This window comes from Vibrio ruber DSM 16370, from assembly GCF_900163965.1.
Taxonomy (GTDB): domain Bacteria; phylum Pseudomonadota; class Gammaproteobacteria; order Enterobacterales; family Vibrionaceae; genus Vibrio; species Vibrio ruber.
This window is the reverse complement of record NZ_FULE01000010.1, coordinates 17,516-32,789: the sequence shown is the minus strand read 5'-3', so window position 1 is coordinate 32,789 and position 15,274 is coordinate 17,516. Positions and strand designations below refer to the sequence as shown.

The 15,274-nt window shown below is 46.2% G+C and carries 12 protein-coding genes; 2 read left to right on the top strand and 10 right to left on the bottom strand.

Annotated features, from left to right (window positions below; all coding sequences use genetic code 11):
• The first annotated feature begins 202 nt into the window (after positions 1 to 202).
• Positions 203 to 2,149: a HAMP domain-containing methyl-accepting chemotaxis protein gene (locus VR7878_RS03260; protein ID WP_077333409.1), complete on the top strand. Its 1,947-nt coding sequence runs from the start codon at positions 203 to 205 to the stop codon at positions 2,147 to 2,149.
• Between the two features lie 149 nt (positions 2,150 to 2,298).
• Here the strand turns inward: VR7878_RS03260 and VR7878_RS03255 are convergent, their stop codons facing one another.
• The 10 genes from VR7878_RS03255 to VR7878_RS03210 form a co-directional block, all read right to left on the bottom strand.
• On the bottom strand, positions 2,299 to 2,910 hold the full coding sequence (locus VR7878_RS03255; RefSeq protein ID WP_077333407.1) for a glutathione S-transferase family protein: 612 nt from the start codon (positions 2,908 to 2,910) through the stop codon (positions 2,299 to 2,301).
• Between the two features lie 161 nt (positions 2,911 to 3,071).
• Positions 3,072 to 3,704 carry a type B chloramphenicol O-acetyltransferase gene (gene catB / locus VR7878_RS03250; protein WP_077333405.1) on the bottom strand — a complete coding sequence of 211 codons (633 nt, stop codon included), beginning with the start codon at positions 3,702 to 3,704 and terminating at the stop codon, positions 3,072 to 3,074.
• Positions 3,705 to 3,755: 51 nt separating this feature from the next.
• A complete protein-coding gene (locus VR7878_RS03245; RefSeq protein WP_139343995.1) occupies positions 3,756 to 4,373 on the bottom strand; it encodes a hypothetical protein in 618 nt (205 codons plus the stop codon).
• A gap of 212 nt (positions 4,374 to 4,585) precedes the next feature.
• Positions 4,586 to 5,056: a GNAT family N-acetyltransferase gene (locus VR7878_RS03240; protein ID WP_077333401.1), complete on the bottom strand. Its 471-nt coding sequence runs from the start codon at positions 5,054 to 5,056 to the stop codon at positions 4,586 to 4,588.
• Positions 5,057 to 5,190: 134 nt separating this feature from the next.
• Positions 5,191 to 5,817, bottom strand: coding sequence for a LysE family translocator (locus VR7878_RS03235; RefSeq protein ID WP_077333399.1), 627 nt, complete (start codon positions 5,815 to 5,817; stop codon positions 5,191 to 5,193).
• 29 nt (positions 5,818 to 5,846) lie between these two features.
• The gene (locus tag VR7878_RS03230; protein ID WP_077333414.1) at positions 5,847 to 6,068 is read right to left on the bottom strand and encodes a VF530 family protein; all 222 of its coding nucleotides are present in this window, start codon (positions 6,066 to 6,068) and stop codon (positions 5,847 to 5,849) included.
• A 123-nt stretch (positions 6,069 to 6,191) separates the two neighbouring features.
• On the bottom strand, positions 6,192 to 8,480 hold the full coding sequence (pbpC, locus tag VR7878_RS03225; protein WP_077333397.1) for a penicillin-binding protein 1C: 2,289 nt from the start codon (positions 8,478 to 8,480) through the stop codon (positions 6,192 to 6,194).
• Complete coding sequence (locus tag VR7878_RS03220) at positions 8,480 to 13,378, bottom strand: alpha-2-macroglobulin family protein (RefSeq protein ID WP_077333395.1); 4,899 nt, start codon at positions 13,376 to 13,378, stop codon at positions 8,480 to 8,482. Before VR7878_RS03220 ends, pbpC begins: the two co-directional genes overlap by 1 nt.
• A gap of 412 nt (positions 13,379 to 13,790) precedes the next feature.
• The gene (locus tag VR7878_RS03215) at positions 13,791 to 14,159 is read right to left on the bottom strand and encodes a VOC family protein (RefSeq protein ID WP_077333393.1); all 369 of its coding nucleotides are present in this window, start codon (positions 14,157 to 14,159) and stop codon (positions 13,791 to 13,793) included.
• Between the two features lie 82 nt (positions 14,160 to 14,241).
• Positions 14,242 to 14,709: a GNAT family N-acetyltransferase gene (locus tag VR7878_RS03210; protein ID WP_077333413.1), complete on the bottom strand. Its 468-nt coding sequence runs from the start codon at positions 14,707 to 14,709 to the stop codon at positions 14,242 to 14,244.
• A 271-nt stretch (positions 14,710 to 14,980) separates the two neighbouring features.
• On the opposite strand from VR7878_RS03210, the gene hxsD reads away from it, so the two are divergent.
• Complete coding sequence (hxsD, locus tag VR7878_RS03205; protein WP_077333391.1) at positions 14,981 to 15,274, top strand: His-Xaa-Ser system protein HxsD; 294 nt, start codon at positions 14,981 to 14,983, stop codon at positions 15,272 to 15,274.

The following is a 15,274-nucleotide window of genomic DNA, read 5'->3' as shown; positions in this document are numbered from 1 at the left end:
TCCCCCCCCCCCCCCCCCCCGAGATGCTTGTAATTCTGCTCGCTTTACTACTCTGACGAGTTCTAAATAGTCTATAATTTGCACATTAGTTTGATACTATATGTCGCGTATTTTGTCGCTTCGCTGGCACGGCTTTTCTGGCACGCATGTATTGCCAAAACAACGTCAAAAAAACTACCAAAACAGATAAATAGGTGAAAATATGTTTAGGGATTTAAGGCTGGGCTTAAAAATTGGTGCTGGGTTTGCTGTCGTACTAATTTTATTATCGATTGTTTTAGGGGCAAGCATCTTTGCATTACAGTCAGTTAGTGACGGGGTCAATAAATATAGAGATTTGGCTCGAGAGAGTAACCTTTCTAGTCGGTTACAAACCAATATGCTGATGGTTCGTATGAATGTGAAAGATTTCCTGCGAACCAGAAACACCGAGGATATTGCCACATATCAAGATTATCTTGCCAAAATGCAAAGCTTCTTAAATGAAGCAAAGCAATCTGTCCATTCAGCGGACAGAGAAAACCTGATTGATCAGGTGAGCCTCTCAATTAACACCTATGACAAGGCCTTCAAACAAGTTATTGAATTAATCAGACAACGCAATGCGCTTGAAGCACAACTCGGCATCTATGGTGAAACCATGCGCAAGAGCATTGCTGAAATTATCAATAACGCCAATCAAGAAGGGAATAGCATGCTCACTTATCATGCCGCTCAGGCGCAGCGTGGTATGCTCGTTGGCCGTCTTTTTGTGGTTAAATATCTGCAAAGCAGTCGCAATGAAGATTTCACCATCGCGATTACTAATATGGATCAAGAGCTACAGGATGAAATCTCAGCACTAAAACAAGATCTGCAGGGAACCTCACAACAAGATCTGTTCATGAATTTCCTGAAGGCACATCAAGATTATCTCAAGGATATGCGTGGCATCCAGAAACAGATTTTACAAGCCAATACGATTATTGAAGACACATTGGACAGACTCGGCCCTCAGATTGCTACTAATGTCGAGAAAATCACACAGTCAGTTATGCAGGAGCAGGATACTCTGGGTCCTCAGTTGAAAAATGATACCAACAGAAGTATCGAAATTACGATGATTTTATCGGTACTGGCAATCTTGTTAGGTATTGTCGCTTCTTATGTGTTGACCATTGTCATTACCAGACCGGTTCGCAAAGCCGTAAATGCAGCCAATCAACTGGCAGAAGGTGATCTCACCGTTGATGTCGGAAAAACCAGTAAAGATGAAACCGGGTTATTGCTTGCCGCGGTGCAAAATACAGCGATGAATCTGAAACAGATGATCACTACGATTTCCGGAGCCAGCACCGAGCTTGCATCAGCCTCTACTGAACTGGCAACGGTCACTGAGCAAAGCAGTCAAAGTATTATCCGCCAAGAATCAGAAACGGAAATGGTTGCAACCGCTATGAATGAGATGACGGTGACCGTTCATGATGTAGCGAACAGTGCCTCTCAGGCAGCCAGTGCAGCCGATAAAGCTAATCAGGAAGCTGAATCCGGAGCGAATGTTGTGACACGAACCATCACTGCTATCCATGCACTTTCAGACAGCGTCACACAATCTTCGGAAAAACTCAGCGAGGTAGAACAAGAAGTTCACAACATCAGTACCATTCTGGATGTGATTCGAGGCATTGCTGAGCAAACCAACCTGCTCGCCCTGAACGCGGCAATCGAGGCAGCCCGTGCCGGAGAGCAAGGCCGGGGATTTGCGGTCGTGGCTGATGAAGTTCGCTCGCTGGCATCCAGAACACAGGACTCTACTCAAGAGATCCAGAATATTATTGAGCAACTCCGACTCGGGACGCAAAGTACTGTCGATGCGATGAATCAAGGCAAAAAACAAGCAACTGCATGTGTTGCACAGGCTGATGAAACCAATAAAACGTTACAGGCTATTCTCCATGCTATCGGTGTCATTAATGATATGAACATGCAAATTGCCAGTGCTTCTGAGCAGCAGAGCACAGTTGCTGAAAGTATCAATGAAAACATTGTCAATGTGCGTCAAATCGCTGAAGAAAATGCCGTGGCATCCGATGAAACCCGTCAATCCAGTGGTGAAATCGCCCGGCTGGCAGAGCAGCTGAATCATTTGGTTTCACGTTTTAAAATTTAATTCACGCGGTCTCAGCGACACATCTCAGCAAAAAAGGGAAGCAATCTCATCTGGCTTCCCTTTTTATCTCAAACATCTCAAACCACAATATTAAACACATAACATCCTGTGGCTTGACGAAATCCACCCCCGCAATACGAGTTATGGGTTCAATCGGGTGAATATGCCGGAGGTTCTGAAGCCATGACACTGTCATTCTGTCGAATAAACATCAGATGCCGATTGTAGAATGCATGACCACAGCAACCATGCTGCAAGGCTTTTTTGTATATGGAAGCCACAAATATATCGGCCAGGCTAAAACCATGACCAATCGCGTACCCGGACTCATGACAAAGCGATGTACTGAGTTTTTCGAGACAGTGCATGATCCACTCGCCACGGAGTTGCCGTTTCGAAACCTCATCAATATCAGGACGCAAAAATTGCAGCACCGTTCTGTTTTGCGGCGAATGAATACTGCCATTGACATATTCACAGACACGGCGAATATGCGTTCTTTCATTGAGGTTTTCACCGAGCAAAGAGCGACGAGGAAAACGTTCTTCAAGATACTCAGCGATCGCCATCGACTCAGAAAACACTACCCCATTGACCGCGAGTGACGGTACATAGCCAAACGGATTAATGGTCAGATAAGTCGAGTTCAGCGCTTGTGAACTGACCTCGACGATTTGGTAGGGAATACCCTTAAAATTAAGCACCCACTGAACTCTTTCCGAGCTATTGGAGCCCTTAGCACTATATAACAAAATATCCATATCCGGATTCTCTCCTGAAACAGCCGACGACAACGGCCAATAATGACTTCTTTTCTCTCTTATGGTGAATGGGTGAGAAGACGTCTTGTTAATCGAGTCTTGTTAATCGATAGAAGACGGCACCACAAGCTCAGATATCAGAGCCCGGCAATCGCAATCGATTAGCCGTTTGAACTTTGCCAGTGATAGTAAAGGTTCGTAATATCAGACGAGCACAATAACGGCATCGCTGCTTTAATTTGCGCCAATGGCCAATCCCACCACGCCATTTCCAGCAACATGGCAATTTCCTGCTCCGAAAACCGTTTCCGGATTGGTTTGGCCGGATTGCCACCGACAATTGTATAAGGCTCAACATCTTTGGTGACTAAAGCCCGGCTGCCGATCACGGCACCATGACCGATCCTGATGCCGGGCATAATCATGGCCTCAGACCCAATCCAGACATCGCTGCCAATCACGGTATCCCCCGCACTTTGATAGGCATCCATAGCGCCGGAAAATGCAGGCTCCTCACTCATATAAAAGAAAGGAAATGAGGTTGCCCAGTCATATCGGTGCCCTTGATTGCCAGCCATCATAAAGGCGACACCGGTCCCGATAGAACAAAAACTGCCAATAATCAGCTGATCAACATCATCACGATCAGGCAACAGATAACGGGCACAATCATCAAATGAATGCCCATGATAATAGCCTGAATAATAACTATAACGCCCCACCTTGATATTGGGGTTGCTCACCTGCTCTGTGAGTGGTTTGCCCTTAAAGGGACTTTCAAAATAATTTTTCATTGAAGACTCAATTCAACCAGAAAATAAAGCCTTAACCTCTACCCCACCAATTTATCCAGATGCATATTTACCAAACTGGCGGCGAACATAAGGCACGGAAAATACGATTAAACCAATCTGCATCGGCCAGCCAGACACCAAATTAAATGTGACGAGACTATCGGCATTCATCGGATATAACGCGAACAACAACAATGCCTTGGCAAGATATGCGAAGACCCATATATAAGAGAGCCGCTGCCAAATACTGATATAGGTTTTCGTTTGACTAAAATCCCACTGCTTCAGGCTGGGAGATGCAACCTCGGCAAACAACTTGGGAATCGGTTTATTGATCAGCGCAAAGATAAGGAATATCAACGCGGTTTGCAACGCTCCCACCAAAGACTTCACAAACAGCGTATTCAACAACCATTGACCGGGGATCAACCAGACAATCGTGATTTCAATCAGCCCGAACACCGCAAATAAAAATGCAATATATTTGGTTGATTTCAGCCAGAAGCTCACCAATATCGCATAAAAACCGGAAGCGAGAACCGCATCAATCAATCCCAAATATCGATAAGTCAGACCATAAATCAATGCCGGTACGATCATTGATAAAACCGCATCCCGATTGAACAGTATCCGCTGAATAATCTTGACACTTCCATTCATTTTGCTCACCCCATATTTCCTTTACAGCAGAACCGATTCCAATAATGAATACGATACTATGGTACCCGAGAGATCATCACAATATGATCCTAATTGCATTTTTTGGTCATCAGTATCGTCCGGTGCGTAAAAATTTGACCCAATCGGTGCGACCCTGCTTGTGAGCCGCATCGATGGCTGGCAATACATCGTAACCGACTCGGTGAAAAGCAATATACAGGTTAATCAAGCAGTTCCAACACCATCGGAATATCTAAGATCCCGTTTCTGTTTCTGACACCCTCAACACGCTTAAAACCAAAACGAAAATAGACATGTTCTGCATTCACGGCGGAGTTCACAGTAAAGTAACCATGATTACCGTGGTTCAGCGATACTTGTCTCACCTCGTCCCATAACTGACGAGACAGCCCTTGTCCCTGGTAGTTATCATCAACAAACAGATGGTACAAATGTGAATAATCGCGGATACCGGCCACACCAACCACATCATCATTGCGGTTCACAGCTACGACATAGAAATAACCGGCAGATAAATAACTTTCAATATTCTCCACGGACATAGAGCCAAGCAAAACCTGCCGGGCTGATGTATCGAAAGTTGAGCAGACATACTTATCGGTTAACGGCACAATTAAGTCACTGATGGCCTGTGCATCACTCATGACAGCTTTTCTAATTTTGATACTCATGCGCTCTCCATACCCAGCAGCCCCGCAGACACACCGGCAATTGCCATCACCACGGTATAGACCACTGTAAAACGGATACAAAATCCGGCTTTAGTCATTATCTCACCTTAAAAATAAATATCGCAATCAGTACCCTACTGTTTACTGAAAACGATTTTTCCGGCCAAGCCGATCAACAAAACCCCGGAGAAACCTTCGATAATTCGTGAATAACGATTGGCTTTGGCACTTTTTAATAACCAACTCCCGACAAACGCATAAATCATATTGCACAGCGTCGCCAAACCACTAAAACACAATCCTAAGATGAATAACTGCATATTGACAGAACTGGCGGAGGTATCGATAAACTGCGGCAAAAAAGACAGAAAGAACAATGCGACTTTCGGATTCAGAACACTGACAATGATCCCTTGTTGAAAGACATTCCCTTGGGACTGAGCATGTGCTGCTGTCGTTAACTTTGAACCGCCCTGCCACATCGACTTGAGAGAACTGAATCCCAAATACAGCAGATAGATTGCCCCCAGCCACTTAACGATGCTGAAGGCCAACGCAGAACTCATGATAATGGCAGATAAACCGAGTACCGCAGCCAAAGTGTGGACGAAATAACCGACACCTAACCCTAGCGCAGCTTTCACGCCCCCGACCATTTTGCTTTTCATCGTGTTGGACACGATATAAATCACGTCTGGCCCCGGTATTAAGTTGATTGATAAACATGCGACAGCGAACAGTAAAATCGTGTGTAATTCCATGAATTGAGCGCTCCTTATCGGATATTTTCTTATTTGCAGAAAGTTTCAATATACAGTGCTTCGACCTTCTCTCTTGCCCACGGCGTTCTGCGCAGAAACTTTAATGACGACTTAATGGATGGGTTGTTGTAAAAACAGTTAATTTGAATGGCTGCATCTAACCCTTCCCAGCCATAGTGCTCTTGTAAACGCACCAGAATTTTTTCTAAAGTCAAACCGTGCAACGGGTTATTGGGTTGTTCTTGGCTCATGTCTGTTTGTTCCTGAGGTTCACGCATTGAAGCACTGAATTGATTGAGAGACTGATTAATTTACTGTTTTTGACGCCAAAAGTATGTTTTTTCTTATACCGGATCAAACAATATCAACTCACACTAATAGCGCCGCACCGAAAACGACACTTGATCTCTTGAGCCCGCTTGGTCGATTAACGTGAGTTGATAATGACCTGTTTTTAAATCATTTAAGGTGATTTTTCTGTGCTGACTCGACAATAACACCCCGTTTAACAGCCAGTAAAAAGGCGCTTCTCCGCCCTCAGCGGAAACGGTGATATCTTGAATCTGTTGTTGCGGAAACTGAAATGCATCCTGATTGGCAAGCCCATGGATATGCACGGCAGACTGACGAATAATATTGCCTGTCGTTTTGCATCGCGGATCCCAGTTTGGGATGCGAGCCGCCCGGCGTTGTTCAGGTTTCAGCCACGGCTCCAGCGGTGCGGGCCATACCGTGACCTTATGACGTTGTGCCTTGATTTGACAGTTTATATTGACACGCAACTTGGAGTCATCGGCTTGCCAAAAATGAAATTCAGACTGATTAAACAGTTGTTGCTGCTCAGCAATGTTGTACCAAGTCTTCGGAATGGTACCATCGATGATATAAGCACGATGGTGCGCCTCACAGTCGGTCTTCACACGGTCACCCTGTGGCCAGCATATATCGACTTGAGAAACACTGTCGGGAGCCGCCGGATCGGGGCGCTGGTCATTAAGGCGCTGATAAATATTGTTGATTAACGGCACCGCAGTCACTTGCCCGTAATGGCCGGGCATGGGCACGCTGTCCGGTCTGCCAACCCAGACGCCGATGGTGTAATGCTGACTGACACCAATGGCCCAGGCATCGCGAAACCCATAGCTGGTGCCGGTTTTCACCGCTAAACCGGCCACTGAGTTGGGATTCTCCAACAAGATTTTTCGGATCACCCACGCTGCACCTGCACTTAAAAACGGTTGTTGTGTCTGTGGGTCTGCCGGACTAAAGCGAAGGTGCTGCGCTTGTCCTTGATTGCCCAGGCTAGTGTACGCATAGACTAAATCTTCTAAATCAGAGCCGACCCCACCGAGCGCAATGGCTAAATTCGGTTTTGCCCCGGCCGGTAGTTTGAATTCGATGCCTGCTTTTTTCATCTTTAAGAAAAAATAAACCGGCTTGAGCCGCTCCAACACTTGAACCGCCGGAATATTCAGGCTTTTCTGCAAGGCATGAGCGACCGACACCGGGCCACTGAATCCGCTGTTAAAATTGTCAGGTTGATAGCCACCGAATTTGAGGGGCACATCCATCAATAAGCTTTCACTGTGTATCATCCCTTCATCTAAGGCCATGCCGTAGATAAATGGTTTGAGGGTTGAGCCCGGTGAACGCGTGGCCGACACCATATCCACATAAGCAAAACGACTGTTATCATTGAAATCAGCAGATCCGGCATAGACTTTGACCTTACCGGTGCGATTCTCAACCACCAAAGCCGCTGCGGAAACGTTCTGCCCGATGCTGTGGACATAGTTTCTGAGCAGTTCGCTGGTCTGACTCTGCCACTGGGAATGGATAAATGTCTGAATCTGAGGGGCTTGGCTGTCGGTGACTAATCTACGCGCAAGTAAGGGCGCAGATTGGTAGGCCGCTTTCGGCACGATAGCAATGTCTTCGATTAACGCATCGTTTAACCGTTCTGATGACCATGCGTGTTGGGTGACCAAACGACGCATTAATTTGTCCCGTGCCTGGCGGGCACGCTCCGGATGCCGATCCGGGCGGTAGTAACTGGGCGCTTGCGGCAAGATCGCCAATAATGCGGCTTGAGCGTCGGTCAGCTGCTTCACCGAATGACCAAAATAGCCTAAAGAAGCCGCCTGCACGCCTTCATAAGTGCCGCCAAAAGGCGCATGGTTGAGATAATAAGTGAGGATGTCCCTTTTACTGAAGTGCCACTCTAATTGCAGTGCACGAATGATTTCTTTGAACTTCCCCCACACCGTTCTGGGCTCTGGGTAACGGATACGAGCCACTTGCATGGTTAAGGTTGAGCCGCCGGATACGATTTGCCCGGTGCTGCCCCATTGCCAGGCAGCCCGGATGAGCGCAAGGACATTCACACCCGGATGGTCGTAAAAATATTGATCTTCGTAAGTGATCAGCGCGGTAAGGTAGTTCGGAGAAACATCGTCTAAGGTCACAGGAAATCGCCAGACACCGTTTTCATCAGCAAAGTGACGTAAAATAGAACCATCCTCAGCAAGAACGGTCTGGCTAAGAGAGCGGGAATCTAAATCAACCGGCACGATCCGGTCGTAACATAAGAAAGCCAGAAACAGCAGTATGCCGGCGATGGGCAAATAAACCCATAACCGGCGGTGCTTACTCAAAATAGTCATTAACGAGGCTGTATCTCCATCGTCCCGATTGAGGTGCCGACGGCACGGTAATTCGGACGATACATGTCTTCTGCAAATGGCGGTGCAACTTGATAAATCCCCGGTGTGACCGCCCGAGCCAGATAATAGAGCTTCTTCACTGCGTGATTGTTCAGACTGACAGCCGCCACAAAGCGATCATCGCGATACTCTTGATACTGCACTTGACTCTCACGGAAGTAGCGCCCAAGCGGTTGCTCATCAATTACAATACTATCCAGATCGACACTGGCATTGCTCAGGTTTTGGTTTTCCAGCGCCAAACCTGCTGGTAAAAGATCAACCACTAACGCATCCGGGATTCGGATATCTTTATCAGCCGTCATCACACTTAATTCGACAATGACCAGATCGCCGCTGGTGAGTGTCGCGGGTGTGGTGGGCTGACCTTTAAGGTCGTAATACTGCCGGTTAATGCGGATACCTTCGCTGGACGGTTGCGGTGTACTTTTCGGAGCCCCTTGATATTGCAGGCTGACATACAACTTTTGGTCGTGTGCGGTAATCCCTTTGAGCTGGCGCAGACGGTCAGCATCAAACACCGAATTGAATGCCTGCTTTCTAACAACGGACTGTTCATTCGATGAGGACTGGATGGTGGCATGCCACTGACTCTCTTTTTGCGCATATTGGCGGGCGACTTTTAATAGCGCAATCCGCTCTTGTGTACTGAACCAGCGCTTGTCTTGCATACTATCGACCATTTTATCCGCCAGCGAGCCGTCATCCAGACCAAGCTCTAAGGCAACAGCAAGGCTTAATGCCTGATCGCGGACAACCGAACCATAATCCCGATAATAGGCATCAGGCTCACGGTTAATACTCAGGGCATAAGAAAGTGCATCTTTCGCTCTGCGGGTATCATTTAACTGATGTAATGCACCGGCTAAATGCATCCAGGCGAGCCCCGACTCATCATATCGAATTGATTTTATACCAAACAACGACTCTTTATCCGTTGATGTGGCCTGCGTGTAAAGTCGGCGCAAGGCACTTAAGCTGATGGCATTGGCCTTCGCTAAAACAAAAGCAGCGTAAGCACGATACGAGAACTGATGGTATTCTTGGCTTTCACTCCACATATCGCTTTTAGGGTCATTGTTGACAAAGAAGCTCAAACGCTTGATCGCACGCTTTAACATATCGTCATCGATCACAAGGCCTTGTTTACGCGCATCAATTAAAAACTCCGTGGCATAAACCGTTCCCCAGCGCGATTCCCAGCTACCGGCATCCCAATAGCCAAAACCACCATGACTGAGCTGTTTTGCCTTCAGTTTCTCAATCCCTTTCCGGATCTGTTCCAGACGAAATGCCTCACTAAATGGCTGCTGGAACTGTTGCTCAATACTCTCCTTTAAGCCAAGCTTTGTGACCATATCTTCGTTGAGTAGTAGCCAAGGATAGGTCGAGCTGGTGGTTTGTTCTAAACAACCGTAAGGGTATTGCAATAAGTTTTCGAACTGACTTCTGAAATTAATCGCCGGGCGATCAGAAATCGTCAGCATGGCTTGAACACTGCTGTCTCGCAATTCGCTGAGGTCAACATTCGGTTGCCACTGCTCACCGGGATCAAGTGTTGCACGGCGTTCATCGGTTACCCAAGGATAGGGGCTGCGGACACCCATTCGCCATGTTCGCGTGATATTGATGTCATCCCCATTACTGACATTGAGTTGAATCACGCCCTGACCTTCAATGTCGGCACCCGCGATAGGAACGGTGAGGACGGTCTTTTCTTTATCGGCCAGCGTCAGTTCCTGCTGTAAACCTTCACTCGTGAGCGCGCCCTCAACGTTGATACTCACCTGAAGCGTTTGAGCGGTATCGGAGAGATTATGCAGATCAACACTTATTTGACTCTTATCCCCCATTGCGAGGAAACGAGGCATAGCGATTTGTGAAACCACCTTATCAGCAACTGTCATCTCTTTATCGGCGCTACCATAGCTATGGTCGCCATAGACCACAACCATCCATTCTAATTTGCCGTTAAAACTTGGTAATTCAAAACTCACATCGGCTTCACCGTTCGTCAGGGCAACCGGTTCACTGAAGAACGATACAATTTGTACATCCGACTTAGGCTTTTTACCACCACGACTGAGCGCTTCGTCCGATTCATCAAACCCATCACCACCGAACTTCTGATTAATCATGTCATAACCTAAGTTATTGATGATCTTGCCATAGATATCGTAGTACGCAGATTCAAACCGACGCGGTGCATAGAAGTACAGTTCTGGTCGTGGCGGTTGATAAGACGTAATATTCAACACACCTTTATCCACCAGCGCGACCGTGGCATACAGTTTTTGCTCACCCAATGCCGCTAAATTAGTCACTTTGATATGGGCATTGACCCTTTTGTTGGGCTGAGTTTTGTCTTTTGTGGTCAGTTCAACTTGCGCGATGGCATCCGGGCGTATAATCGATAAGTGCGTCATTCCCAATGCACGTTTAGGCGCAACTTCCGTAACCTGGTCGGCCGGGGTTAATACCATTGCCGTGACATACAAATCATGTCGGTTCCACGTTTTTTGAATCTCAATCCGAACTTCGTTTTCACCTTTTTGGAGCTGTTGATGCAGGGTGTACAACACCCCATCGGTGGATTCCACATTGATAATCGCGTCGCCCGTCGTCGGACTCGTCAAACGAATTTTTGCACTGTCACCGGGCTGATAGTGGTCTTTATCTAAAGCCATGTGCAGCATATCTGGTTTGACATTATTGCTGTTTTGGTCGTTATCCCAACTCCATTCGGTTTCAAACTCAAAAGTGCTCTTGGCGCCCGTTGCTGAGGTGACCTCTAAAATATAAGTTCCCCATTGCACCGGAAAATCGACGCTCACGGCACCGCCCTTGAGATTGACCTCTTGGCTACCGACAGTATAAATGTGGCTTTTATAATTCCAGCGCCAGCCACGCGAGTCATTATACTCCCAGAAATATTCCCGATAGTTGCGAGACAGACGAACATTGACTTTATCGGCAACCGGCTTGCCTTGTTGATTGACACTCAACAGCTTAAATTGCACGGTACTGTCAGATGCAGGTCGGCCTTTAAACTGCGGTTGAATCCCGACCAGTTTGTCGTAATCCGGCAACTGTATGACTTGCTGATTACGGGTCACCGGACGGCCGCCGCTTTCATAAACACTCGCACTGACAAGGTAACGTAACGGCACAGTTATCTTGGACCAATTATCAGGAATCTTGATTTCCCCCTTCCCCGCTTGATCCAACTTAACTTCCGGACTTTTCCATGTCCGCTCTCTGATTCTTTCTTTGGCATTGCCAAAATAGAAATCCTTGAGTGCCGGAAATGGTGAGGTTGAAGGCGACACCATAATCACCGCATCAGCACGATTGCCCGCCGCAGGTGCGCCATAGAGATAATCGGCTTGTATCGGCACATCAAACTCACCGCCAGTCGGTGCATAGCGAGTTTGGTTAGGCACGCCATCGTAAAATGACAGGGTCATCGTCTCCGGCAAGAACTCTTCCACCTGAAACCAATAGGTATCGACATAGTCGTCATTCATGCTGACTTCAAGACGCCACTTCCCGGTAGGGACATTGTCGCCTAACTGAAAAGCAACTTGGTATAGATTGGTGCTGTCCGGTTGCCAAGTGAACTGCTTTATGCGTTCACCCCGGGCATCATAAAGCTTGGCTTTCAGTGGTAAGCCGGTAACTTTTTGACCGTCAAAATCACGGAGGAGTAAATTGATTAAAACTTCTTCACCGGGGCGATACAGATCACGGGGTCCGTACATAAACATCTGATAATGACGATGCAAGCTGGGCACATTCGGGTAAGCAGACAAATCCAGCTCACCTTCATCTAATTTAAGAAAGGAAATCCCATTCCCCTGACGTGCAACGACGACTTTGGGCAGGTCATTGGTTTTTAACTGATAGCTGCCATCCGGGTCGGTTGTGCCGCTTTGTTCACGCGCCGCTTGTTGATTGGTCTTGGGCCATAAAAAACGCAGATCGACGTCGGCAAGAGGCTTTGATGTCGCAATCGAGTGACTGTAAACCACCAGAGATTCTTTGTATTTTCTGACATGTAAGCCAATGTCAGTGATCGTAAAGACTGCCGTGTCATAGGCATAATCATAACTGCCGGCTTTGCGAATGACCGCGACATAAATCCCCGGTTCATTTTTTTCTAAGACCGGATCTAAGTTTAAATTATAGGTCTTCCGCTGATTGGCTTTTGCATCATTTTCGTAGCGTGCCGTATGGACTAGATCTGCGTATTGTTCTAATTTCTCAAGCCTGTAGTAATTATTCATCCCCTGTAGAGATGTTTCGTCAATAAAGCGATCTAAAGCATCGTCCCGAACCCGAAATACATCTAAATCAATCGCTTTCTGATTAATCACGGTGACAGGAATCCCATTTTGAATTTTGCCGACCAAAAAGGTTCCTTTGTCGGCAAAATTTGCACCGGGGACAATTTTACGCGTCTTAACGGTACGTTCAAATTGGTGCACATTGCCTTCACTATCTTTCTCAGAGATAGTTATCCCACCAACCGATTGAAGCCTTTTATCGACTTTGATGGTGTACTCTGTGCTCGGCTCAACAAAGGGCAACACCCATTGTCGGCCATGGTTTTGCGGAACCCAGATATTGCCGGTCGCAGGACTGGGCGTCACAGCCACAAATTGGCGAAGGTCAGTTTCAGTATTAACCGGACTGGTAAAACGAATCACTAAAGCCGGTGCGTCATCTTGAGTGGTTTCACTGATATCAGAGACATAAAAATCGGCAGCCTGAAGAGAGCCGGAGAGCAGCAATAAACTCATCCAGATGAAATGAAATCTTGATAAAAAAGACAACACGGTAAGTATTCCTTTTACGCAGGTTAAGTTGCGATAGTATAAGAGCGACCAATGTTTATCAATTGCTATGCAAAAGCATCTGGTTTCATGCTTTTATAGGTAAAATCCAATCTCTGAATAAAGATCACAACAGGAGTGTACAAATGTTAAAAAGAAAATAATGCCCGGAAGAATGATTCGGTTTTCCGGGCGGGACGGCCGTAAAAATCGGTTCTGGATATCGATTCTGGACATTGGTTCTGAACAACGAGCACTCCAGCCAAACAAAAAAGATTTCTGGTGAGTCTTGTATCTTGGCAAGCGTTACTGGCGCATAGGACGCCAATCCCTCTGAAATCGAGGAACGCAATTGTGCGTCATATATCGAAGCCGGAAAGTGGAAATCGTCATACCGCAGACTGCGGCTCACGCTTTACCCATAAACACTGACCTCAATCAAATTTGAATCCGGATCCAAGAAATAAACCGATTGAATCGGACCGCTTGCACCTGATTTCTCTACCGGCCCTTCTACAATTTCGACCCCCTCATTGGCTAAGTGATTGACGACATCCCCTAAAGGCCAGTCAGTGATTAAACACAAATCTCCCGAACCAACCTGCGCTGCGTTTCTGGTTTCCTGACCTAAGATTTGAAAGTTGATCTTTTGGCAGCCAAATTTCACCGCCTTGCGGCCATTGCCAAACGAGATATCTTCCATGTGTAGTACCCGTTTATAGAAGGCGACTGAGCGCTCAATATCCGAAACCGTTAAAACGATGTGATCAATATGACTAATCAAAATGTATCTCCTGTCTTCCCTGTGCGACGAGCACCTTGTTTAAGAGAGTAACGTTCGGCAACCGATAAACACTTATATTGAGTCAGTCGAGATACCGACACATAATGTGTGATTGGTCTTGAAAGCCGAGTTGCTGATAAAACTGTTGCGCCGATTGATTAAAATCCATCACCTCAAGTCTGATTTGCGTCGCCTCTTGTGACTTTGCCCACTGTTCACAGGCTGACATCAGTTTAGTACCAATACCGCAAGCACGATGTTTCTCATCAACAATGATCGTTCCAATACGACATATCCGACAACTGACAATAAATGGAATCGTTTCATTTTTGGTGATCGTGGCGGTTAAAAAGCCAACAATCTGATACTCTGTCTCCGCCAGCAAAAAAAGCGTTGATTCGTCATTCAACACATTCAGCCAAAAAGGTTTATCAGCAGCTGAAGGTTTTTTAAATACGAGCGGTGCATTGTTAAAGTGTAGTGTGCCGATTTGCTCACTTAAAACCAACAACGCGTCTAAGTCCGCAATTTCCGCGTTTCTAATGTTCATCATTTCCTTTGATCCTACAGTAATGAGCAAGCTGCTATCTCACAGCAGCATTACGAACACTTGTCTTAAGCTACATTACTCCGTATACCGGCTGATGTTCAACGGTTCAGATAAAGAAAAAGCCCCGACGATACAAGTATCATCGGGGCCTTATCGAAATAAAACTACTTGCTTATATCGATATTCATGATCTTGAATAACATTTTCTATCATTTCTGACCGTATTCTAATTTCTGATCAATTTTGGTTATAGGGATAGAAAGGGTGACAGATGTGTATTTGCAATGAAGAGGTAGAATTCGATAGTCGTATTTTCTCAAAAGAAGCAGTGTTAAAAGCTTGTTACGACGCTGCCTTACTGGCCACTTATGAGGTGAGGATGACAGATGGTCAAATTATTGTAACATTCTCTCCAAAATCTAGAGATATTGCTAGTAGTGATATTTGTGACCAGATCAAAACGTCCGTTATTGATTATCAACTCAGAGAAAAAATTTTCGAACAAACTCATAATCTTAAAGAAACACTCGTCAAAGCAGCATTAAATGAAGCGGGAATTAAATAA